We start from the raw sequence: 21,099 nt of genomic DNA, 5'->3' as shown, positions 1-21,099 counted from the left end.
TTCAGGAGACTGTCGTGATCACCGTTGTCGGATCCATTAACCTCGACCTCATCGCAACCGTAAGCCGTCTTCCCGGTCCCGGCGAGACAGTTCCCGGCGCCGATTTCAAGTCGGCGCCCGGCGGCAAGGGCGCCAACCAGGCGCTCGCGGCAGCGCGTGCGGGCGCCCAGGTGCGGATGGTCGGCGCGGTCGGCAAGGACGCCTTTGCCGGCGAGGCCACGGCCTATCTCAAGGCGGGCGGCGTCGACCTTGGCGGCGTCGCCGAAATCCAGGCAGCCACCGGCATCGCCCTGATCCTGGTTGGCGGCGACGGCGAGAACATGATCGCCGTGGTGCCCGGCGCCAACGGTTCGGTGGTGCAGGGCGATCTGAACAAGGCGCAGTTCAAGAAAGGCGATGTCGTGCTGCTGCAGCATGAGATCCCGCTGCCCACCGTGGATGCAGCGCTTGATATGGCGCGCAAGGCGGGCGCCATAACCATGCTCAACACCGCACCCTTCCGCGCGGAGGCCGCGAGTTTTGTCGGCAAGGCCGACTATGTCGTCGCCAACGAAACCGAATTCGACCTCTATGCCGAAGCGCTGACCCTGCCCGCCGGCGAACGGCCGCAGCGCATGGGCGAGTTCGCCCGCCGCACCGGCGCGACCGTCATCGTCACGCTCGGCGGCGACGGCGTGCTGGCAGCCAAGGGCGACGAACTTGTCCAGGTCGACGCGCTCAAGATCACGCCGGTCGACACCGTGGGCGCCGGCGACACTTTCTGCGGCTATCTTGCCGCCGGACTGTCGGCCGGGCTTGAGCTGGAAGAGGCGCTTCGCCGCGCTGCCGCGGCCGGCTCCCTCGCCTGCCTCAAGCCAGGCGCCCAGCCGGCGATCCCGCTTGCCGCAGAGGTGGACGCAGCACTGAAGGGTTGAGTTTCCCTCCGCTGGACACGCAGGATTTCCGCGTGCTTACTTGCGGGCGACAGCCGAAGGAACGGAAAAATGTCGCTCGAACTCTATGTCGCCTATGTCGTTGCATGTATCGTCATCGTGCTGATCCCGGGGCCGACCGTCACGCTGATCATCGCCTCGAGCATCAGGCACGGCACGCGCGCCGGGCTCGCCAACGTCGCCGGTACCCAGATCGGCGTGGCGATGATGATTGCCATCGTCGGCATCGGCCTCAACTCGATGATCGAGACAATGGGCCACTGGTTCGAATGGGTCAGGCTACTGGGAGCCGCCTACCTGATCTGGCTCGGCATCCAGATGTTCCGCTCCAGCGGCAAGCTGGAAGCGGACGGTCTGCCCAGGCGGCCGCGCGGCGGCTTCTTCCTGCAGGGTTTCCTCGTTGCCATCTCCAACCCCAAGACGCTGATCTTCTTCGGTGCCTTCATTCCGCAGTTCATCGACCCGACCGCCAATTACGCACAACAGATCGTCATCATGGGCGTCACGGCGATGGTCTTCGCCGCGCTGTCGGATTCGACCTATGCGGTGGCCGCCGGGCGCGCCGGCAGGTTCCTTTCGGCCCGGCGCCTGAAGCTGATGACCCGCATCAGCGGCACGTTCCTTGTCGGCGGCGGCGTGTGGCTGGCGTTCTCGCGAGCCAAGTAAGGCAAAGGCACCGTCAGACATGAAAAGGGGCGGCTCGCGCCGCCCCTTTTCGCTTTGCCTGCCCATGTCGGAGCGGGAAAACGGCTAGAGCCTGCCCAGACGCTCGACCAGCAGCGCGAAGAAGCCGTCATGGTCGATGTCGCGCATGACGATGGCGTTTTTCGGCCGCTTGGTGACGCCCCACCAGTCGACGACGGTCATGCCCATGGTCAGTTCCGAGGCGGTCTCGACGGTGACGTTGCAGTAGCGGCCCTGGAACAGCTCAGGCTTGATAAGGTAAGCGATGACGCACGGATCGTGCAGCGGACCGCCGTCGGTGCCATATTTGCCTTCGTCGTAGCGCTCGAAGAATTCAAGCATCTGTGCGGTGGCAAGGCCGACCTTGGTTCCGAGCTTGCGGAAAGAGTCGATGCGCTTGGTCGTGGTCAGCGCCTTGTGGGTGACGTCGAGCGGCATCACGACGATCGGAACGCCCGAGCGGAACACCACGTCGGCGGCGTGCGGGTCGACATAAATGTTGAACTCGGCCGAAGGCGTGACGTTGCCGCCTTCGAAGAAACCACCGCCCATCAGCACGATTTCCTTGATACGCGGCGCAATCCTGGGCTCGCGGATCATGGCGAGGGCGATGTTGGTCAGCGGGCCGAGCGGGCACAGCGTGATGGTGCCGGCTTCCTCGCGCATCAGCGTCTCGACCAGGTAGTCGACGGCGTGCTGCTCCTGCAGCTTCATGGTGGGTTCGGGCAGGTCGGGGCCGTTGAGGCCGGTCTTGCCATGAACTTCCTCGGCGGTGACGAGTTCGCGGATCAGCGGGCGGATGGCGCCGGAATAGACCTTGACGTCGGGGCGGCCGGCCAGTTCGCAGATCTTGCGGGCATTCTTTTCGGTCAGCTTCAGCGGCACGTTGCCGGCAACAGCGGTGATTCCCAGGATATCGAGTTCGGGGCTTCCGAGCGCCAGCAATATGGCGACGGCATCGTCCTGACCGGGGTCGGTGTCGATGATAATCTTGCGCGGTACGGGCATTTTCTTTCCTTGTTGGGCAGGTTTTTGCAGTCTTGAAGTTGCCGACGGGGCGGACCATATCAACAACTGTCGGAAAAATGCCATCCGGGTTTTTCCGCATTATGTCGCTCTCGGAGGACAAGCTGTAACATGAGCCGTATGACGCCCTTCTCGAGCCCGCTGCTTCTGGGCTTCGACACGATGGAAAAGACGCTGGAGCGCCTTGCCAAGTCGGGCGACAGCTATCCGCCCTACAACATCGAACGCATCCGGGATGCCGACGAACGGGGCGAAAGGCTGCGGATCACGCTGGCGGTGGCGGGTTTTGCCGAAAACGACCTGGAAGTCACCGTCGAGGAGAACCAGCTCATCGTGCGTGGCCGACAGGGTGACGAAAAGGAGCGCGAGTTCCTGCATCGGGGCATTGCCTCGCGGCAGTTCCAACGCTGCTTCGTGCTGGCCGACGGGATGCGGGTGATCGCGGCCGATCTGAAGAACGGCTTGTTGTCGGTCGATCTCGACCGGCCGGAAGCCGAACGCCTGGTACGAAAAATAAACATATCGGTAGCAGAATAAACACTGCCGAAGCTCTTATGCGGGATGGCCATCATGGCATCCAGGCTAGAAGGAGGCTGAAAATGCCCAATACTGACCAGAGACACACCATGACCACGGGGGAACTCGCCCATCTCGGCGAAGGCTCCGTCGCCTATCTCCGGAAGGTTTCCAGCGACGACCTGCGCGGCCGTTTCCCAGGCCTGACGCAGATCGATCCCGGCCTTGAGCTGTGGGCGCTGTTTGCCGCCAATGGCGAGCCGATCCTGCTGTCCGATGCCCGTGACCGCGCCCTTGCCGGCGCCATGGAAAACGATCTGACGACCGTCGCCATCCACTAACCTTGCAGGGGTTGTCGGCCCGGCAGGCCGATGTGACAGGCGAAACGGAAAAGGGCCGCAAGACGCGGCCCTTCCAAGCTTTTTCCAACAATCGAAATCAGGCGGCGTGCGACGCAGGCGTTTCCGACAGCAGCGCGTGTATGGCCGACGAATCGCGGGTGCCGCGAATCTTGGCAACCGTGTCGGCATCGCGCAGCACACGCGCGATGCGCGACAGTGCCTTGAGATGATCGGCACCGGCGCCTTCAGGAGCCAGAAGCAGGAAGACGAGATCGACCGGCTGGTCGTCCAGCGCCTCGAAATCGACCGGCGTTTCCAAGCGCGCGAAGACGCCGGTAATGCGCTTCACCCCTGCGAGCTTTCCATGCGGGATGGCGATGCCATTTCCGACACCGGTCGAGCCAAGACGCTCGCGCTGTAGGATGGTGTCGAACACCTCCCGCTCGGGGATGCCGGAAATCGCTGCGGCCCTTTCGGCGAGAAGTTGCAAAAGCTGCTTCTTCGAGTTCGCCTTCAAGGCCGGCATGATCGCCGGTACCTCGATCAGATCACTCAGATCCATGCTGAAATTCCCTTGCTGTGCTCACCGCCGCATTACCCCAAATCCCCACATGCGGTCGGCGGCGACTATCCCTGAGCGACCTTTGCGGTCGAGGGATCTATCCAGCCGATGTTTCCATCAGACCGGCGGTAGACAATGTTGAGTTGCTCGTTGCCGGCATTGCGGAAGACCACAACGGGGCTGTCCTTGGTGTCGAGCTCGATGACCGCAGAAGCCACCGACATGGTCTTCAGTACCATCGTCGATTCGGCGACGATGGCGGGTGCGAAATCCTCGGGCACGTCTTCGTCGTCATCGACGAGGGCTGCCACCACCGAGTAGGCAATGTCGGTCAACTCGCCGTTGCCTGCACCCATATTGTGCGACTTGAGCCGGCGCTTGTAGCGCCTCAAGCGGGTTTCGAGCTTGTCGGCCGCCGCGTCGAACGCGGCAGTCGGTTCCTGGGCGTCTCCGGTCGCTTGCAACGACATGCCCGAATCGAGCCGCACCACGCAATCGGCGGTGTAGCGCGAGCCGGCCTTCACGACGTTGACGTGTCCGGAAAATCCACGATCGAAATATTTGCCGATCGCTTCGCCGATACGTCCTTCGATGCGCGCACGAAACGCATCGCCGACATCCATGTGCTTTCCTGAAATACGCAGGCTCATCTGAAAACTGACCTTTTCTGTTCAGACTTCAAACTGGTCCGAGTTTATACCCGTGGCCGATGCAAACAAGCGTTGCCTCGCTTGCCACACCGAATTTAAGTCCGAACCTGTCGGCTGATCTTGGGCCACCACCCGGCAGCCGCTGGCTCGTGTCGCAAGCCATCCTGTGCCGCATCTTTCCTTGGCGGGCTCAGCCCTCTTCATGCGGGCGGGCTTCTAGACACTTCATTAGGGATTGTCAATCAAGGGCCCGGATCGGCCCAAATACACCGCTTTTCGGCTAGTTCGCAGTACCTGCTATAGCGCGCTTTTCGCGCCGGCGCTGCACCGACGAGGCGATGTTCATGCCCTCACGATATTTTGCGACGGTGCGGCGAGCGATGTCCACGCCACTTTTCTTCAAGATATCCACAATGGCATCGTCCGAAAGCACGTCGGCGACCTGCTCCTCCTCGATCATCTGTCGAATCCGGTCCCTGACTGCCTCTGAAGAGTGGGCGTCGCCGCCCTCGGCAGAGGCGATCGAGGCGGTGAAGAAGTAGCGCAGTTCGAACACGCCGCGCGTCGTCAGCATGTATTTGTTGGCCGTGACGCGGCTGACCGTCGATTCATGCATGCCGATGGCGTCGGCGACTGTGCGCAGGTTGAGAGGCCTGAGATGGCGCACGCCATGGACGAGGAAGGCGTCCTGCTGGCGGACGATCTCGGCGGCGACCTTGAGGATGGTCTTGGCGCGCTGGTCGAGGCTGCGCGTCAGCCAGTTGGCATTCTGCAGGCACTCGGAGAGGAAGTTGCGCTCGCCTTGGTCCTTGGTGCGGCCCGTCACCTCGGCGAAATAGACCTGGTCGACCAGCACGCGCGGCAAGGTCTCCGGGTTGAGTTCGACGGCCCAGCTGCCGTCGGCGGCCTGGCGCACCTCGACGTCGGGCACGATGGTGTCGGCTGCACCTCCGACAAAGCCGCCGCCCGGCCTGGGGTCGAGGGCACGGATCTCGGCCAGCATGGCGAGCAGATCCTCCTCGTCGACGCCACAGATGCGCTTGAGGCTCTGGAAATCGCGCTTGGCCAACAGTTCGAGATTGTCGACCAGTGCCGCCATCGCCGGATCGAGGCGGTCGCGGCGCCCAAGCTGGATGCGCAGGCACTCGGCAAGGTCGCGCGCAAACAGGCCAGCCGGATCGAAGCCTTGACAGCCGGCAAGTACCCTCAGCACAAATGCCTCGTCGACGCCGAACCGGCCGGCGATCTCGACAGGCTCGCCTCGGAAGTAGCCCGCCTCGTCGAGCCAGTCGGTCAATTCGGAAGCGACCAGCCGCTCCGCCGGATCGACAAAGCCGAATGAAATCTGCTCGCCGACATGATCGCGCAGTGTCACTGCTGCAGCGGCCATATCCTCCATGTCGAAGCCTTCGGACGCGCCGCCTGAGCCGGTGCCAGAGGAGGCCGACTTCCACTGCATGGCAAGGTCCGGGCCCATTCGCTCGACGGCACCGGGATCGTCGGGAAACAGGTTCTCGAGCGAAGTGTCGAGCTTTTCGGAGATGGCCTCGGAACTCCAGCCGGCCTCGCCTTCGAACCAGTCGTCGCTCGGCGCAGCGTTGGCCTCGCCTTGCGTTTCAATCTTGGGAAACTGGTCGCCGGGCGCGTCTTCGGGCGCTTCGGCGCGTTCCAACAGCGGATTGCGCTCGATCTCGTCGTCGATGAAACGCTCAAGCTCGGTGTGCGTGAACTGCAGCAGCCGGATCGACTGCATCAGCTGGGGCGTCATCACCAGGGACTGCGACTGCCGTAGCTGTAGTTTTGCCGACAGCGCCATTATCTGAGGTAACCGATCCCGACCCAGGACGGCCGAAAACCGGCACGCCTACCAGCGAGATAGAACTGGCCCAGCTTTTGCATGTCAAGGAGATTGGGGCTTCGCCGACGCTATTTGCGGCGCAGGACACCCTCGGCATGCCAAGCAGACACGCCATGGCAACAAACCGCTGCCCGGTTCGCGCGCAGGCTGTGCAATCGCCAGCTAGAGGGTAAAACCCTCGCCGAGATAGAGGCGGCGGACGTCGGGATTGGCGACGACCTCATCAGCGCGGCCGTGGGTCAGCACCTCGCCGGCATGGATGATGTAGGCGCGGTCGATGAGGCCGAGCGTCTCGCGGACGTTGTGGTCGGTGATCAGGACGCCGATTCCGCGCTTGGTCAGGTGGCGGACGAGCTGCTGGATGTCGGCGACGGCGATCGGGTCGATGCCGGCAAAGGGCTCGTCGAGCAGCATGTAGTTAGGCCGGCTGGCGAGAGCCCGCGCAATCTCGAGCCGCCGCCGCTCGCCGCCCGAAAGGGCGATCGCCGGGGCCTTGCGCAGGTGGCTGATGTGGAATTCCTCGAGCAGCGCATCGAGCGACTTCTCGCGCTCCTTGCGGCTCTTCTCGACCACTTCGAGGATGGCTCGGATGTTGTTTTCGACCGAAAGGCCGCGGAAGATCGAGGCTTCCTGCGGCAGGTAGCCAATGCCGAGGCGTGCACGGCGATACATCGGCATCGCCGTCACGTCGAAACCGTCGATCTCGATGGTGCCCTGGTCTACCGGCACGAGGCCGGTGACCATGTAGAAGCAGGTCGTCTTGCCGGCGCCGTTGGGACCGAGCAGGCCGACGGCTTCGCCGGCACGCACGCCCAGCGTCACGCCCGACACCACCTGCCTGCCCTTGTAGCTCTTGGTCAGGCCCTTGGCGATCAGGGTGCCCTTGAACTTGCCGTTCCTGGCACTGCCCATCGTCGCGGGCGCGGCAAGTTCCTGCGCCGAGCCAGGCTTCAGACGCGACAACAGCGGGGATGCCTCCGTCATTATTTCTTCTGCGAACCCGGCGTGATCGACATCATGACGCGGCCGTTGCCCTTGGCGCCCTTGTTGCAGCCGTCGACCTGGGCGAGACCGGTCTTCATCTGGACGGTGAGCTTGCAGCCGACGAGCACGTTGTCGCCTTCGGACAGGACGACTTCCTTGCCCGACATCACCAGCACCTCGGTCTTCATGTCGAAGGTGCCGCGATCGCCGGTGGCAACCTGCTTGTCGGACTTCACATAGACCTTGTCGTCGACTTCGAGCCGATCGATGTTGGCCGAACCGGTGGCCGCCGAGCCGCCATCCTTGGCGTAGTAGACGGTCATCTTGCCCGACTTCATCACCGTCGGGCCCTGGGTGACGCTGACATTGCCGGTGAAGATCGCAAGATTCTCCGATTCGCGGACCTCAAGCTTGTCGCTCTCGATCTGGATCGGCTGGTCGCCCGACAGCTTGAGGCCCGAAAGCCTGCTCTGGCTGTCCTGGGCGTAAGCACCCGTCACGCAAAGCGCCACCCCTGCGCATGCTAGGGCGGCCAATGACCGCCAAGACCTAATTTGCCGCACTCCCGCCTCCGCTGCCATTCTGTGCCGCCTTCATTCGCGCCGGATCGATGTCCATGCGCACACGCTTCTCGAAGACGACCACCTTGCCGTTCTCAAGCATCGACATCGAATCGGACGTGATCTTCGAACCGTCAAGGGTTATTTCGACCGGTTCGTCGGTCTTCATCGCACCGCTGCCCATGTCGAGATACGCCGATTTAAGCTTGGCGACCATGCCGTCGCTGGTCGTTACGGTTACTTGCTCGGTCAGGTTGAGCGTATTGCCTACGCGGTCGTAGACGCCGCGTGCCGCATCGACCTCGGCGACGTTGTCTGCGGAGAGCGGCAGATTGGCGTCGATGCCATGCAATTCGACGACGCCCTGGTTGGCCGGATCCTGAACCGCGCGCTCGGCTGTCATCGAATAGGGCAGATTGTCCCGGGTGAAACCGCTGAGCTGGGGCTTGGCCATCACCAGCTTGCCCTCCGAGAAGGCGGCCCCTTCGGCCTTGACCTGGAGGGAGGGCGGTGCGGCAAGATAGGAATAGCCGCCGAACAGGACGGCAAGCGTCACCGCGGCTGCCGGCAAGGCGCGCTTGAGGACGCGGACCCGGCGCGAATGCCGCGCGGCAAGATCGAAGGCATCGGCGCGCGACGTCGCAAGCGCGATCGCGGTGTCCACCGCAACGCCGCTTCCGCCGCCGCTCGTCTCGATTGGTCGCGCCAACGCAAATGTCCTTCTTCGAACTATTCCAGGCCGCCTTCAGGCCGGCACGGTGAAACGGATGAAAGCCACAAAAATATGACCATAAGGTCAAAGAGTTGCGGCCGGACGCGCAATAGACGCGCATCCGGCTGCCGAAATGCAAACCCGAATATGGCTATTTACCTTACAAATCCAAGGTCCCGCAACGGCAGCTGCGTCAGGAAAGCGGTGGCTCTCGCCAAACCGTTGCGATAAAAGCGCAGGCTTGCACAGCATGCGAGGCCCGCAATGTCCATGAAAGCCGACGATCTGATCGACCGACGCCGGTTGCGGCGCAAGCTCACTTTCTGGCGTATCGCAGCCTTCCTCATCGCCGGACTGGCCATTGTCGGCCTGTCGACATGGCTTGCCGGCGAGAGAATTCCCGGTGTGGCCAGCGATCATATCGCCAAGGTCAAGATCGAAGGCACCATCACCGAGGACGAGGACCTGCTCGACCGGCTCGACCAGGTGCGCAAGTCCAGTTCGGTCAAGGGCGTGATCCTGTCGATCGATTCTGCCCGGAGGCACCACCGCCGGCGGCGAGGCGATCTTCGATGCCGTTCGCAAGCTGGCCGCCGAAAAGCCTGTCGTCGCCCAGGTCGGTACGCTGGCAGCATCGGCCGGCTACATGATCGCCTCGGCTTCCGACCACATCGTCGCGCGAAAGTCGTCGATCGTCGGCTCGATCGGCGTGCTGGTACAGTTTCCCGACCTGACCGGCCTCATGGACAAGCTCGGCATCAAGCTGGAAGAAGTGAAGTCGTCGCCGCTGAAGGCCGAGCCCTCGCCCTTCAACCCGACGACCGAGGAAGAACGCGCGATGATGCGCAACATGATCCTCGACAGCTACGACTGGTTCGTCGGCATCGTCGCCGAGCGCCGTTCGATGTCGAAGGCGGAAGCCACCGCGCTCGCCGACGGTTCGGTATTCACCGGGCGCCAGGCGCTTGCCAAGAAGCTGATCGACGAGGTCGGCGGCGAAGACCAGGCCATCGCATGGCTCGGCACCAAGGGTGTCGACGCCAGGCTGTCGGTGGTCGAATGGAAGCCGGCAGGCAGCGGCAGCATGTTCCTGCCGCGCGCACTGGCGCAGGCGCTGGGCCGCACGCTCGGCGTCGGCGACTTCTCCGCCGAACTGCTCAGGGAAATGGGCGCGGAACGCTTGTTCCTTGACGGTATGCTGTCGCTCTGGCAGGCTGAAAAAGCCGTGTCAGGCGACTGAAAAACAAGCAAAATCATCATAATTTCGACGGGGACCGCGCTCATGATCAAGTCTGAACTGGTGCAAATCATTGCGACACGCAATCCGCATCTTTTCCTGCGGGATGTCGAGAACATCGTCAGCGCCATCTTCGACGAAATCACCGATGCGCTGGCCGACGGCAACCGTGTCGAACTGCGCGGCTTCGGTGCGTTCTCGGTCAAGAACCGTCCGGCCCGCACCGGCCGCAACCCGCGCACCGGCGAATCCGTCGAGGTCGAGGAAAAGTGGGTGCCGTTCTTCAAGACCGGCAAGGAGCTGCGCGAGCGGCTGAACTCGGCGAAATAGGCCGGCGTGCGGCCGCCCCGGGGGCTCAAACGGGAAGATTCATGTTCAATCGCTTCATGCTCATCGTGGTGTTCGTGCCGGTGGCGATCGTGCTCATCGCACTCGCCGTGGCCAACCGCGCCCCTACCGCCTTCACGCTCGATCCGTTCAACCCGGGCAACCCGGCGCTGACGGTTCAGGCACCGCTGTTCGTGCTGCTGTTCCTGGCGTTGGCGCTCGGCGTCATCCTCGGCGGCGCGGTGACCTGGTTCAAGCAGGGCCGCTACCGCAAGGTGGCGCGCCAGCGCGGTCTCGAAGCCGAAAGCCTGCGCCAGGCAGCGGCCCAGCGGCCTCCGGTTGCTCAAGGCCCGGCCCTGCCGCGCCCCAACTGATCCGCTCCGGCGCGTGAGCGCCTTTTCAAGGAGAATTCCATGCTGCACTTTTCGGCCGGCGACATCGACCGGGCGCTGACCTTTCCCGGATTGGTCGAGACATTGCGCACCGCCTTCCGCGAGGGCGCGGTGCAGCCGGTGCGCCACCATCACACCGTCGAGCGTGCCCAAGGCACCGATTCGACGCTGCTGCTGATGCCCGCCTGGACCGACTTCAAGGCTGCGGGCGCTGCCGCCGAGGGCCATATCGGCGTCAAGATCGTCACCGTCTCGCCCGACAACAACGACGTCGCCAAGCCCGCCGTGGTCGGGCTCTACCTGCTGCTCGACGGGGTCACCGGCGAACCGCAGGCGCTGATGGATGGTCCGCGCCTGACGCAATGGCGCACGGCCTGCGCCTCGGCGCTGGCAGCAAGCTACCTGGCGCGCGAGGATGCCTCGAAGCTGCTGGTGATCGGCGCCGGCGCGCAGTGCCAGTTCCTTGCCCGCGCCCATGCCGCGGTGCGGCCGATCAAGGAGATCCGCGTCTGGAACCGGACACTTGCCAACGCCGAGAAGCTTGCCGCCTCGCTGCGCGGCGACGGTTTTGAGGCGAAAGCCGTATCAGATCTCGACGCCGAACTCGGATGGGCCGACATCATCACCGCCGGCACGATCTCGACGGTGCCGTTGGTCAAGGGCGCCAAGCTCAAGCCGGGAGCGCATGTCGACCTCGTCGGCGGCTTCACGCCGGGCATGCGCGAGGCCGACGACGACGCAATCGCCAAGGCCCGTGTCTATGTCGACACCCGCGCCGGCGCCACCAAGGAAGCCGGCGACATCGTCCAGCCGATTGCCGCGGGCGTGCTCAAGGCCGACGACATCGTCGCCGACCTGCACGAACTCGCCCGCGACCAGAAGCCGGCCCGCCAGTCGGCGGACGAGATCACCTTGTTCAAGTCGGTGGGCGCCGCACTCGAGGACCTCGCCGCCGGCATCGCCGTCTATAAGGCGCTTAAGGCATAGCCCCGCGAACCCTGGCGATCACAGAGCTGGCTTTCTGCTGCCGAACGCGCAGCTACGGCCCTGCCGGAAATCGTCCTGTCCGGGCGCGCGACCTCCCGTCAGGTTGCGGCGTGCGGTGCCCTGTGTCAAAAGCGGCCAATCGTCCGGAGAGATTTTTCCTTGAAGCACCCGCGTGACAAACGCCGCGACAGCCGCCCGCAGCCCTCCCGCAAGGGCGGTGCCGCGCCCGCGCAGGCGCGCGACCGCGTCGAACGGCAGCCGGAGCGCAAGCCGGAACAGCAGCGCCCGGCTCCAAGACAGGACCATCAGCCGGAGCCGAAGGCGGAACCGCGCAAGCTGGTGCGACGCGAAGGTGCCTTGCCGGCCGAACGCCTGCCGCTGATCCTCGAGGTCGCGCCCAACGACGATTATGCCCTGCTCGACAGCGGCGACGGCGAGAAGCTCGAACAATACGGCCCCTATCGCATCGTCCGGCCCGAGGGCCAGGCTATCTGGCAACGTGCGCTGCCGGCCAAGGAATGGGAGCGCGCCGACGCCGTCTTCACCGGCGACACCGACGAAGAAGGCCTTGGCCGCTGGCGTTTCCCGAAGGCACCGCTCGGCGAGACCTGGCCGATGCGCCATGACGGGCTGCACTATCAGGGCCGCTTCACCTCGTTCCGCCATGTCGGCGTGTTTCCCGAGCAGGCGAGGCACTGGGACCACATGGCGCGGTTGATCGAGGACGCCAAACGCCCGGTCAAGGTGCTCAACCTGTTCGGCTACACCGGTGTGGCCTCGCTGGTCGCGGCACGCGCCGGCGCCGAAGTCACCCATGTCGACGCCTCCAAGAAGGCCATCGGCTGGGCCCGCGAGAACCAGGAGATGGCAGGCCTCGCCAACAAGCCGATCCGCTGGATCTGCGAGGACGCGATGAAGTTCGTCGAGCGCGAGGAGCGCCGCGGCAGCCGCTACGACATCATCCTGTTCGATCCGCCGGCCTATGGCCGCGGCCCCAAGGGCGAGGTGTGGCAACTGTTCGAGAGCTTGCCCGCCATGACCGACATCTGCCGCTCGATCCTGACGCCGAAGCCGCTGGCAGTGGTGCTGACGGCCTATTCGATCCGCGCCTCGTTCTTCGCCATCCATGCCCTGATGCGCGACACCTTCGCCGGCATGGGCGGCACCATCGAATCGGGCGAACTGGTCATCCGCGAGAAGTCGGCCGGCCGAGCCCTGTCCACATCGCTTTTCTCGCGCTGGGTAGCCCAATGAGCGAACACCGCACCGGGGCGCCCGGCCGCGTCAAGGAAGTGACGAGCCTGGCCAATCCGCTGGTCAAGGACATCAAGGCCCTGGCGCTCAAGAAATTCCGCGACCAGCAGAACGCCTTCATGGCCGAAGGCCTGAAGCTGGTCATCGACGCGCTCGATCTCGGCTGGACGATCAAGACGCTGATCTTCGCCAAGTCGGCGCTGGGCAACCAGGCCGTCGAGAAAGTCGCGGCGCGCACCGTCGCCTTGGGCGGCGACGTGCTCGAGGTCTCCGAAAAGGTGCTTACGGCGATCACCCGGCGCGACAATCCGCAGGCGGTGGTCGGCGTGTTCACGCAGCGCTTCGTGCCGCTCAAGGACATTCGCCCGCACAGCAATGACGTCTGGGTGGCGCTGGACCGGGTCCGCGACCCGGGAAATCTCGGCACCGTCATCCGCACCGTCGATGCCGTCGGCGCCAAAGGCGTGATCCTGGTCGGCGAAACCACCGACCCGTTCTCGCTCGAAACCGTGCGCGCGACGATGGGGTCGATCTTTGCCGTGCCGGTCGCCAAGACCACCCCCGAGGGCTTCCTCGCCTGGCGCAAGGATTTCCCCGGTACCGTCGCCGGCACACACCTCAAGGGCGCGGTCGACTATCGTTCCGTCGATTTCGGCAACCGCCCGGTGCTCCTGATGATGGGCAACGAGCAGCAGGGCCTGCCCGACAATCTGGCCAATGGCTGCGACAAGCTGCTGCGCATCCCGCAGGCGGGCCGCGCCGATTCGCTCAACCTGGCAGTGGCCACCGGCGTCATGCTGTTCGAGATCCGGCGCAACGCCCTGAAGCTTTAGGAGCCCCATGTGAAGCCAGCCGCATTCTATGGGCTCGTGACGATACTCGCCGTCGCACTCGACCAGTGGATCAAGCTGCTCGTCGAGACCATGCTCGTCATGCACGAGAAAGTGGACGTGCTGCCGTTCCTGGCGCTCTACCGCACCTACAATACCGGCATCGCCTTTTCGATGTTCTCAAACGTCGGCGATACCGGCCTCATCGTGCTGACCGGCATCGTCATCGCCTTCGTGAGCTACCTGGCCATCCGCACGACCCCGGCGCAGATCATATCCCGCTTCGGTTTCGCGCTGATCGTCGGCGGGGCACTGGGCAATCTGATCGACCGCACCGTCTACGGCCACGTCATCGACTACATCCTGTTCCACACGCCGGTGTGGTCGTTCGCCATCTTCAATCTTGCCGACGTTTTCATCTCGGTCGGCGCAGCACTGGTCGTGCTGGACGAGTTCCTGGCGTGGCGGCGCAGTCGCCACCAGGCGGCCCCATCCGACGAATAATTCTGCCGTCGCACCGCCAATCCGGGCCGGATCAAGTTGTCTTACGTTCAGTTATCTCTACGTGAAGTTAGACGGAATTTTCCCACAGACTTCATTTAGCGGTTAAGAATTTTTTGACGAAGGTCGCAATCGGGTCCAAGCTCTGCCACAATCGGTGATCATGGTGCGTTCGGCGGACGGGCCGAAAGGCACCGCCTAAACTGTCTTGCGGCCACGTGGCGAAGATTTGCGGGTCGAAACGACAGGTGGGGACGCTCGATATTGCGAGCGCTTGGGGCCTGAGTGGAGAGTTGCTTGTGAAAATGCCCTTCGGGTTGGGCGCAGCGAATCAGCCGCGCTCCGCTATGATGTTCACAAAGACCGAGACAGCCTCGTGGCGCGAGAACGCGCCTAACCGTGGCCTGGTCTGCGGCGTCCTGGCCATGACCGCGCTGATGAGCGTCACCGCCGTCTCTGCATTGTTCATCCTCCCGCATATGGGCCAGCAGTCCGTCGACGCGGTGCAGGAGATCCAGCAGGCCGCTGCCGAGCCGGCAAAAGAAAAGATCACAACCATTACAGCCGAACCAACCGGCCGCAAGGAGCGGGTTGCCACCTCGCGCAGTTCGATCCTGGTTTCGGAAGCGTCCGCGTCGGAAGCGTCCGACATGCCGCTGGCGGCCGATCCGCGCTGGGCGCAGGTCGTGGCCGCAGGCGCGACCCAGCCGCTCGAGGCGATGCCGGCAATCCCCGGCGCCGAAAAGGTGATCGCAAGGGATCTCAGCGAAACCGCACCACTCGCGCTGGCCGAAACCCACGCCGAGACCGATCCCGGCGAGACCTCAGCCGTCAAGGCGCTCCAGGCCGAGATAAAGACCACCGAGGGCACGCGCGGCGGCACGGTCAAACGCTCGGTGAACATGCGCGCCAAGCCCCAGAAAGGTGGCGCGGTCCTGGGCGTCATACCCGCCAAGACCGCCGTCGAAGTGGTCTCGTGCACGCAATGGTGCGAAATCGTTTTCAACGGCAAGCGCGGCTACGTCTACAAGAGCTACGTCCAGTAGTTCTCACGGTCACAGCCAAAAAGCGCGACCGCTAAAATTCGAACTATCCGCCCAAATCTTCCCTAAGCTCTCCGCGCTAGCATTCCGCCATGATGACGGAGTCCAAGACCGCGGAAGGAACGACGACGCAAGGTGCCGCCGATATCGGCGCCGGCGCCGCGATGTCGCACCGTCGCATCATCTCGCCGCCACCGCTGGCGCCGGAACTGCTGAAGGAGCCGCCGCGCGGCCTCTACTTCACCACCCTGGTCGCCGTGCTCGTCCTTGCCGGCCTTTCCCACCTGACCGGTGCGCCAGCGTTCATCAGCATCGGCCTGCTTGCGGCCGGCCTCAGCGGCCTGGTGCTGCTCGCCCGTAGCCTGGGCGAGCGTGAACGTGCCGCAGAAGCGATCAGCGAAAACGCCTCGCGCAGCCGCGCCGAGATCGAAACGCTCGCCGACCGCATGTGGGAATTGCAGGAAAGCGAGGAGCGTTTCCGCGGTCTCATCGACGCGCTCGGCGACCTGGTCGTGCACCGCGACCGCGACGGCCGCATCGTCTACGCCAACAAGGTGTTCGCCGAGCTTATCGGGCAGGACCAGCGCGACCTCGCCGGCCGCACCCTGTCTGAAATCGGCGTAGATGTCGGCGTGGTGCCGGATGCCGCCTTCTCGGAGGGGGAGTGCCTGAGCTCGACCGATGTCGGCATCCGCTCGGCGGGCATGGTGCGCTGGTTCTCGTGGATCGAGCTGTCGGTGCGCGACAAGACCAGCAACGCCGTGTCGCACCGGGCCATCGCCCGCGACATCACCGCCCGCAAGCGCGCCGAAACGGCGCTGATCAGCGCACGCGAGCGCGCCGAATATGCGAGCCAGGCCAAGTCACGCTTCCTCGCCACCGTCAGCCACGAAATCCGTACGCCGATGAACGGAATCATGGGCATGGCGAAGCTGCTCCACGACACCGAGCTTTCGCCCGAGCAGCGCACCTATGTCGGCGCAATCTCGACATCGGCAAGCGCCCTGCTCGCGCTGATCGAGGACCTGCTCGACTATTCCAAGATCGAGGCCGGCCGGTTCGACCCAGAGCCGCAGCCGATGTCGCCGCGCGAGATCGCCGACAACGTGGTCGAACTGCTGGCCGCGCGCGCCTACGGCAAGGGCATCGGCCTTGGCTGCCACGTCGCACCCGACGTGCCGCAGATGATCACCGCCGATCCCGGCCGCGTGCGCCAGGTGCTGCTCAACCTGATCGGCAACGCCATCAAGTTCACCGACGCCGGGGGCGTGCGCCTCACGGTCGAGCGGACCGGCGACGAACACCCCGGCAGGATCCGCTTCACTGTCACCGACACCGGCGCCGGCCTGCGCGCCGAGGACATGGAGCGCATCTTCGAGGAGTTCGAGCAGGGCGACGGCACCTCCACCCGCTCGCATGGCGGCGCCGGCCTCGGTCTTGCCATCTCCAAGCGGCTGGTCATGTCGATGGGCGGCACCATCGCCGCCAGGAGCATGCCCGGCGAAGGCTCGGAGTTCTTCTTCGACCTGCCCGCCTATGGCGCCACCGACGGAACGCCGGCCAAAACCGATGTCCTGGCCGGCCGCTGCGCCGTGATCCTGTCCAGGAACGCCACCGAGGCCGAAGCGATCGCCGACACCATCCGCGCCCATGGCGGTCGCGCCAATGTCGTCGTCACCCCGGAACAGGCAGCCGCCATTTCCGACGGCTGCAATGCGATCCTCGTCGATGCGGCGATGGAAGAAAACGACGGCCGGGTGCTCAGGCAATTGCGCGAGAACGGCTTCGCGGCGAGCGAGGCCGTGACGCTGATTGCGCCTACCGACCGCGGCCTGCTGGGCGAATTGCGCGCCAGCGGCTACTCGACCTTCCTTGCCAGGCCGGTGCGCGCCGAGACCTTGCTCCGTGTGCTCTTGGCGAACCAAAATGGACTGCAGCCGCAGCCGACCAGCCGCCGCGCCGCGGCAAAGCCGGCTGCGAGCCGCCACCTGCAGGGGCTTTCGGTGCTGATCGCCGAAGATAACGAGATCAATGCCATGCTGGCCCGTGCGGCATTGTTGAAGGCGGGTCACCGGGTCGACGTCGTCAGCAACGGCAAGGCCGCCGTCGAAGCCGTGACAGGGGCCGCCCGCAAGCGCCGCTATGACGTCGTGCTGATGGACATGCACATGCCGGTGATGGACGGGCTGGACGCGATTTCGGCCATCCGCAGGCATGAAGAACAGCATGGCCTTGCCGCGGTGCCGATCCTCGTCCTGTCGGCCGACAGCCAGGAAAAGACCCGCCATGCAGTGCTTGCCCATGGCGCCAGCGGCTTTGTCACCAAGCCACTCGACCCCGACGTACTGATCAACCTTGTCGAGCAACGGGCGGCAGCCTGAACTACAACTGCCTGATTTTCCTAGCCGGCTAGGCTCTCTTGCCGCCCGACCAAGTCTTGCCCGGGCGGGTCGATCACGATACTGTCACAATCCTGTAGCACCGACACCGTATCCCCGCGCCAGGAGGGATGGCTCGAAGGAGAATCACCCGTGCATACAGCCTTGCCGGACAGTGACACTCAGAAAGCCAATGGCGCCAAGGTGACCGTGCCTTCCAAACCTCTGTTGCCTGAAGCGCCGCTCGGACGGATCGGAACACTGGAGGTTCGCCTCGCCCGCAACGAATCAGAGATCGCGGCGGCCCAGGAAGTGCGCTATCGCGTGTTCTTCGACGAACTCGGTGCAAGGAAGCAGGCGCTGCACTCGATCGACCGACGCGATGCCGACCGGTTCGACGACATTTGCGACCATCTTCTCGTCTTCGACACCTCGATCAACGGCCCCGAGCATCGCCGTATCGTCGGCACCTACCGCCTGTTGCGCCAGGAACGCGCTACTGAAGCCGGCGGCTTCTACTCCGACGACGAATTCGAGCTCAACAAGCTGATCGCCCGCCATCCCGGCCAGCGCTTCCTGGAACTCGGCCGCTCCTGCGTGCTGCCGGAATACCGCTCGAAGCGGACCATCGAGGCGTTGTGGCAGGGCATCTGGGCCTATCTCAACCGTTACGACATCGACGTCATGACCGGCTGCGCCTCGTTCCACGGCACGGTGCCGGCGGCACATGCCGAGGCGCTGACCTATCTCGCCCATCACTGCCGCACCAGCGCCGACTGGGACGTGCGCGCGGTCGCCGGGCGCTATTGCCAGATGGACCTGATGCCGATCGAGGCGGTCAATGCCAAGGCGGCGATCACGGCCATGCCGCCGCTGGTCAAGGGCTATCTGCGCGTCGGCGCCAAGATCGGCGACGGCTGCGTCATCGACCATGATTTCGGCACCGTCGACGTCTTTGTCGTCATGCCGGTCAAGGAAATCGGCACCCGCTACATCAATTACTATGGCGGTGAAACGCAGCGCTTCGCCGCTTAGCATCATGGCCGACAACCTCCAGCCCGCCTTCGACAAGCTGCGCGCAGCGGCCGAGGGGCTGGCGGAGGTGGTTGAGGGCACGTCCTACGGCACGCCGTCTCTTCACGTCCGCAAGAAATTCCTCTGCCGCGTCAAGGATGCCGACACGGTCGCGGTGATGTGTGCGCTGGAAGAGAAGGAGATGCTGATGGAGGCCGATCCGCATCTCTATTTCGAGACCGCCCACTACAAGGGCTGGCCGGCAATGCTGGTCCGCGTCCACGACATCCCGCTCGATCAGTTGAGGACACGGCTTGAACGCGCCTGGCTGATGCAGGCGCCCAAAAGCCTGGTCAAGGCACGGCAAGCGACGGCCTGAACGGCCGGGGAGACGGAGGGGACGAAGGATGACGAATACCCGGGAGACCCGGCGGACCGATATCGGGTCAAGGATCATCAAGGCTCCGCCCGAGGTTATCTATCGCGCGCTGGTGGACCCGGAAGCCGTGGCAAGCTGGCGTCCGCCAAAGGGCATGCGGGCCGAAATCCTGGCCTTCGAACCCCGCCAAGACGGCACCTTTCGCATGGCTTTCATCTACGAAGGTGCCGGTTCGCACGGCAAGACCACCGACAGCGCCGACGTCTTCGAGGGCCGCTTCGTCGAGCTGGTGCCCAACAGCCACGTCGTCGAGCTCATCGCGTTCGAATCGGATGACCCCGCCTTTGCCGGGAGCATGCGGATCGTCACCCTGCTGGAGCCCGTCAAAGGCGGCACAAAAGTCACTGTCCGGTGCGAGGATGTGCCGCCGGGAATCGGCGAGGACGACCATCGCGAGGGCATCGCCTCTTCGCTCGAAAACCTGGCCGCTTTTACCGAAACGTAGGACGGGAACCCGGCTGGCAAACTGTGGCGTTTGAGGCGTGGTTCACGATCGGCGCGGGCAGCGTCAGCTAATCCTGCCTGGCGCGGGCGGCTCGGCCTCCTTGCCAAGCGACAGGTCGGCGGCCTCGCCCTGGGTGATCAGCCGTGCGCTGCGCTGGTTGCGGGCATGAATCCAGAGCCAGTTGATTGCCACACTCAACCGGGCGCGCGAGCCGATGAGGAAGTAGATATGGGCGGCACCCCATAACCACCACGCCAATGCGCCGCGCAGCTTGATGCGACCGAAGTCGATCACCGCGCGCCGTTTGCCGATCTGGGCAAGACTTCCCTGGTGGCGATAGCGAAACGGCATTGGCTCGGTCTTGCCGCCCATCCGTGCCTTGATGATGCCGGCGACATGCTTGCCCTCCTGCTTGGCGGCAGGCGCAATGCCCGGCACGGGCTTGCCGGTCGGGCCTACCACCGTCACCACGTCGCCAATGGCGAAAATGTCGGGATGACCGGTCACCGTCAAGTCGGGCATCACCTCGAGGCGCCCTGCCCTGTCGGCCGGCGCATCCAGCCACTCGGCGGCGGGCGAGGCGCGCACGCCGGCGGCCCAGATGATGGTTCTGGTGGCCAGGCGAACGTCGCCATAGGCGACGCTGTCAGCCGTGCAGTCGGAAACCGCGCGACCGAGCTCGACCTCGACGCCGAGCTTGCGCAGCGAACGAAGGGCGTAGTCCGAGAGATCGTCGGGAAAGCCTGCCAGCACCCGCGGTCCGGCCTCGATCAGCACGACGCGGGCCCTGGCGGTGTCGATGTTGCGAAACTCCCGCCGCAGCGTGTCCCGCGCCAGCTCGGCGATCGTTCCGGCCATTTCCACGCCGGTTGGACCGGCGCCGACGATGACGAAGGTCAGCAACGCCGCCTGCCTGGTTGGGTCGGTCTCGCGCTCGGCCTGCTCGAACGCCATCAGGATGCGCCGCCGGATGGTCGTTGCATCCTCGAGGGTCTTCAGGCCAAGGGCGAAAGGCTCCCATTCGTCATGGCCGAAATAGGCGTGGCGGGCACCGGTCGCCAGCACCAGCGTGTCGTAGGGCACCGTCTTGCCGTCCTGGAGCAACACGTGCCGGCGCGCGGCATCGACGCCCGTCACATTCGCCAGCACCGTCGTAACCTCGGGCCTGTCCCGCACCACCGAGCGGATCGGCCAGGCGATCTCCGATGTCGCCAGCGAGGCGGTGGCCACCTGATAGAGCAGAGGCTGAAACAGGTGATGGTTGCGCCGGTCGATGAGGGTGATGCCGACAGGCGCGCCGGCCAGCGCCTTGACGACTTCCAGACCGCCGAAGCCCGCGCCGACGACCACTACTCGATGCTGCATGGATGCTGTCCTCTGCCTTCCCTAGGCATAGTAGAGCCAGCCTCGCGGGCAGGTATAGCTCC

General features: G+C 64.6%; 23 protein-coding genes and 1 pseudogene. 16 read left to right on the top strand and 8 right to left on the bottom strand.

Annotated features, from left to right (window positions below):
* Window positions 1–14: 14 nt before the first annotated feature.
* Both WHT83_RS07135 and WHT83_RS07130 read left to right on the top strand, forming a co-directional pair.
* On the top strand, window positions 15–914 hold the full coding sequence (locus WHT83_RS07135) for a ribokinase (protein WP_406873388.1): 900 nt from the start codon (window positions 15–17) through the stop codon (window positions 912–914).
* Window positions 915–983: 69 nt separating this feature from the next.
* A complete protein-coding gene (locus WHT83_RS07130) occupies window positions 984–1,598 on the top strand; it encodes a LysE family translocator (protein ID WP_406873387.1) in 615 nt (204 codons plus the stop codon).
* An 84-nt stretch (window positions 1,599–1,682) separates the two neighbouring features.
* On the opposite strand, the gene WHT83_RS07125 is transcribed toward WHT83_RS07130, so the two are convergent.
* The gene (locus tag WHT83_RS07125; RefSeq protein ID WP_406873386.1) at window positions 1,683–2,624 is read right to left on the bottom strand and encodes a nucleoside hydrolase; all 942 of its coding nucleotides are present in this window, start codon (window positions 2,622–2,624) and stop codon (window positions 1,683–1,685) included.
* Window positions 2,625–2,753: 129 nt separating this feature from the next.
* Here WHT83_RS07125 and WHT83_RS07120 point away from each other — a divergent pair, with 129 nt between their 5' ends.
* Both WHT83_RS07120 and WHT83_RS07115 read left to right on the top strand, forming a co-directional pair.
* A complete protein-coding gene (locus WHT83_RS07120; RefSeq protein WP_108605558.1) occupies window positions 2,754–3,179 on the top strand; it encodes an Hsp20 family protein in 426 nt (141 codons plus the stop codon).
* Window positions 3,180–3,241: 62 nt separating this feature from the next.
* The gene (locus WHT83_RS07115; RefSeq protein ID WP_183262986.1) at window positions 3,242–3,499 is read left to right on the top strand and encodes a DUF1150 family protein; all 258 of its coding nucleotides are present in this window, start codon (window positions 3,242–3,244) and stop codon (window positions 3,497–3,499) included.
* Window positions 3,500–3,596: 97 nt separating this feature from the next.
* Here WHT83_RS07115 and ptsN read toward each other — a convergent pair whose 3' ends face one another.
* The 6 genes from ptsN to lptC all read right to left on the bottom strand — a co-directional run bounded on the left by ptsN (window position 3,597) and on the right by lptC (window position 8,822).
* A complete protein-coding gene (ptsN, locus tag WHT83_RS07110; protein WP_108605560.1) occupies window positions 3,597–4,061 on the bottom strand; it encodes a PTS IIA-like nitrogen regulatory protein PtsN in 465 nt (154 codons plus the stop codon).
* 65 nt (window positions 4,062–4,126) lie between these two features.
* A complete protein-coding gene (gene hpf, locus WHT83_RS07105; RefSeq protein ID WP_108605561.1) occupies window positions 4,127–4,711 on the bottom strand; it encodes a ribosome hibernation-promoting factor, HPF/YfiA family in 585 nt (194 codons plus the stop codon).
* Between the two features lie 280 nt (window positions 4,712–4,991).
* Window positions 4,992–6,527, bottom strand: coding sequence for an RNA polymerase factor sigma-54 (gene rpoN / locus WHT83_RS07100; RefSeq protein ID WP_406873385.1), 1,536 nt, complete (start codon window positions 6,525–6,527; stop codon window positions 4,992–4,994).
* A 204-nt stretch (window positions 6,528–6,731) separates the two neighbouring features.
* Window positions 6,732–7,553: an LPS export ABC transporter ATP-binding protein gene (lptB, locus tag WHT83_RS07095; protein ID WP_406873384.1), complete on the bottom strand. Its 822-nt coding sequence runs from the start codon at window positions 7,551–7,553 to the stop codon at window positions 6,732–6,734.
* The gene (locus WHT83_RS07090) at window positions 7,553–8,134 is read right to left on the bottom strand and encodes an LptA/OstA family protein (RefSeq protein WP_406873383.1); all 582 of its coding nucleotides are present in this window, start codon (window positions 8,132–8,134) and stop codon (window positions 7,553–7,555) included. The genes lptB and WHT83_RS07090 overlap by 1 nt, the downstream gene beginning before the upstream one ends.
* Window positions 8,103–8,822 carry an LPS export ABC transporter periplasmic protein LptC gene (gene lptC, locus WHT83_RS07085; RefSeq protein ID WP_406873382.1) on the bottom strand — a complete coding sequence of 240 codons (720 nt, stop codon included), beginning with the start codon at window positions 8,820–8,822 and terminating at the stop codon, window positions 8,103–8,105. The genes WHT83_RS07090 and lptC overlap by 32 nt, the downstream gene beginning before the upstream one ends.
* A 267-nt stretch (window positions 8,823–9,089) precedes the next feature.
* On the opposite strand from lptC, the pseudogene sppA reads away from it, so the two are divergent.
* The 12 genes and pseudogenes from sppA (at window position 9,090) to WHT83_RS07025 (ending at window position 19,672) form a co-directional block, all read left to right on the top strand.
* Window positions 9,090–10,065, top strand: a pseudogene (gene sppA, locus WHT83_RS07080) (signal peptide peptidase SppA).
* 42 nt (window positions 10,066–10,107) lie between these two features.
* Window positions 10,108–10,392 carry an integration host factor subunit beta gene (locus WHT83_RS07075; RefSeq protein WP_055981346.1) on the top strand — a complete coding sequence of 95 codons (285 nt, stop codon included), beginning with the start codon at window positions 10,108–10,110 and terminating at the stop codon, window positions 10,390–10,392.
* A gap of 41 nt (window positions 10,393–10,433) precedes the next feature.
* Complete coding sequence (locus WHT83_RS07070; RefSeq protein ID WP_108605567.1) at window positions 10,434–10,763, top strand: lipopolysaccharide assembly protein LapA domain-containing protein; 330 nt, start codon at window positions 10,434–10,436, stop codon at window positions 10,761–10,763.
* Window positions 10,764–10,802: 39 nt separating this feature from the next.
* The gene (locus WHT83_RS07065) at window positions 10,803–11,768 is read left to right on the top strand and encodes an ornithine cyclodeaminase family protein (RefSeq protein ID WP_406873381.1); all 966 of its coding nucleotides are present in this window, start codon (window positions 10,803–10,805) and stop codon (window positions 11,766–11,768) included.
* A 336-nt stretch (window positions 11,769–12,104) separates the two neighbouring features.
* Window positions 12,105–13,022 (top strand): class I SAM-dependent methyltransferase, encoded by a 918-nt coding sequence (locus tag WHT83_RS07060; RefSeq protein ID WP_406873943.1) that lies wholly within the window; start codon window positions 12,105–12,107, stop codon window positions 13,020–13,022.
* Complete coding sequence (locus WHT83_RS07055; protein WP_108605570.1) at window positions 13,019–13,855, top strand: RNA methyltransferase; 837 nt, start codon at window positions 13,019–13,021, stop codon at window positions 13,853–13,855. Before WHT83_RS07060 ends, WHT83_RS07055 begins: the two co-directional genes overlap by 4 nt.
* 9 nt (window positions 13,856–13,864) lie before the next feature.
* On the top strand, window positions 13,865–14,356 hold the full coding sequence (gene lspA, locus WHT83_RS07050) for a signal peptidase II (RefSeq protein ID WP_406873380.1): 492 nt from the start codon (window positions 13,865–13,867) through the stop codon (window positions 14,354–14,356).
* 344 nt (window positions 14,357–14,700) lie between these two features.
* Window positions 14,701–15,399 carry an SH3 domain-containing protein gene (locus tag WHT83_RS07045; RefSeq protein WP_159091513.1) on the top strand — a complete coding sequence of 233 codons (699 nt, stop codon included), beginning with the start codon at window positions 14,701–14,703 and terminating at the stop codon, window positions 15,397–15,399.
* An 89-nt stretch (window positions 15,400–15,488) separates the two neighbouring features.
* Window positions 15,489–17,777, top strand: a complete 2,289-nt coding sequence (locus WHT83_RS07040) for an ATP-binding protein (protein WP_406873379.1) — start codon at window positions 15,489–15,491, stop codon at window positions 17,775–17,777.
* A gap of 150 nt (window positions 17,778–17,927) precedes the next feature.
* A complete protein-coding gene (locus tag WHT83_RS07035) occupies window positions 17,928–18,809 on the top strand; it encodes a GNAT family N-acetyltransferase (protein ID WP_183262992.1) in 882 nt (293 codons plus the stop codon).
* A gap of 4 nt (window positions 18,810–18,813) precedes the next feature.
* Complete coding sequence (locus WHT83_RS07030) at window positions 18,814–19,167, top strand: MmcQ/YjbR family DNA-binding protein (protein ID WP_183262993.1); 354 nt, start codon at window positions 18,814–18,816, stop codon at window positions 19,165–19,167.
* Window positions 19,168–19,195: 28 nt separating this feature from the next.
* Window positions 19,196–19,672, top strand: coding sequence for an SRPBCC domain-containing protein (locus tag WHT83_RS07025; RefSeq protein WP_406873378.1), 477 nt, complete (start codon window positions 19,196–19,198; stop codon window positions 19,670–19,672).
* A 63-nt stretch (window positions 19,673–19,735) separates the two neighbouring features.
* On the opposite strand, the gene WHT83_RS07020 is transcribed toward WHT83_RS07025, so the two are convergent.
* Window positions 19,736–21,037, bottom strand: coding sequence for an NAD(P)/FAD-dependent oxidoreductase (locus WHT83_RS07020; RefSeq protein ID WP_406873377.1), 1,302 nt, complete (start codon window positions 21,035–21,037; stop codon window positions 19,736–19,738).
* Between the last annotated feature and the right edge of the window lie 62 nt (window positions 21,038–21,099).

It is taken from the genome of Aminobacter sp. P9b (assembly GCF_045345995.1).
Taxonomy (GTDB): domain Bacteria; phylum Pseudomonadota; class Alphaproteobacteria; order Rhizobiales; family Rhizobiaceae; genus Aminobacter; species Aminobacter niigataensis.
This window is presented reverse-complemented; position numbering and strand designations above follow the sequence as displayed.

Excerpts from the sequence above, each read along its gene's own strand:
- WHT83_RS07090 (WP_406873383.1), bottom strand. The coding sequence starts at position 8,134 with ATGGCAGCGGAGGCGGGAGTGCGGCAAATTAGGTCTTGGCGGTCATTG.
- WHT83_RS07125 (WP_406873386.1), bottom strand. The coding sequence starts at position 2,624 with ATGCCCGTACCGCGCAAGATTATCATCGACACCGACCCCGGTCAGGAC.
- WHT83_RS07020 (WP_406873377.1), bottom strand. The coding sequence starts at position 21,037 with ATGCAGCATCGAGTAGTGGTCGTCGGCGCGGGCTTCGGCGGTCTGGAA.
- WHT83_RS07045 (WP_159091513.1), top strand. The coding sequence starts at position 14,701 with ATGATGTTCACAAAGACCGAGACAGCCTCGTGGCGCGAGAACGCGCCT.
- WHT83_RS07030 (WP_183262993.1), top strand. The coding sequence starts at position 18,814 with ATGGCCGACAACCTCCAGCCCGCCTTCGACAAGCTGCGCGCAGCGGCC.
- WHT83_RS07065 (WP_406873381.1), top strand. The coding sequence starts at position 10,803 with ATGCTGCACTTTTCGGCCGGCGACATCGACCGGGCGCTGACCTTTCCC.
- WHT83_RS07055 (WP_108605570.1), top strand. The coding sequence starts at position 13,019 with ATGAGCGAACACCGCACCGGGGCGCCCGGCCGCGTCAAGGAAGTGACG.
- WHT83_RS07115 (WP_183262986.1), top strand. The coding sequence starts at position 3,242 with ATGCCCAATACTGACCAGAGACACACCATGACCACGGGGGAACTCGCC.
- WHT83_RS07120 (WP_108605558.1), top strand. The coding sequence starts at position 2,754 with ATGAGCCGTATGACGCCCTTCTCGAGCCCGCTGCTTCTGGGCTTCGAC.
- WHT83_RS07025 (WP_406873378.1), top strand. The coding sequence starts at position 19,196 with ATGACGAATACCCGGGAGACCCGGCGGACCGATATCGGGTCAAGGATC.
- WHT83_RS07070 (WP_108605567.1), top strand. The coding sequence starts at position 10,434 with ATGTTCAATCGCTTCATGCTCATCGTGGTGTTCGTGCCGGTGGCGATC.
- WHT83_RS07075 (WP_055981346.1), top strand. The coding sequence starts at position 10,108 with ATGATCAAGTCTGAACTGGTGCAAATCATTGCGACACGCAATCCGCAT.
- hpf (WP_108605561.1), bottom strand. The coding sequence starts at position 4,711 with ATGAGCCTGCGTATTTCAGGAAAGCACATGGATGTCGGCGATGCGTTT.
- WHT83_RS07040 (WP_406873379.1), top strand. The coding sequence starts at position 15,489 with ATGATGACGGAGTCCAAGACCGCGGAAGGAACGACGACGCAAGGTGCC.
- lptB (WP_406873384.1), bottom strand. The coding sequence starts at position 7,553 with ATGACGGAGGCATCCCCGCTGTTGTCGCGTCTGAAGCCTGGCTCGGCG.
- rpoN (WP_406873385.1), bottom strand. The coding sequence starts at position 6,527 with ATGGCGCTGTCGGCAAAACTACAGCTACGGCAGTCGCAGTCCCTGGTG.
- WHT83_RS07130 (WP_406873387.1), top strand. The coding sequence starts at position 984 with ATGTCGCTCGAACTCTATGTCGCCTATGTCGTTGCATGTATCGTCATC.
- ptsN (WP_108605560.1), bottom strand. The coding sequence starts at position 4,061 with ATGGATCTGAGTGATCTGATCGAGGTACCGGCGATCATGCCGGCCTTG.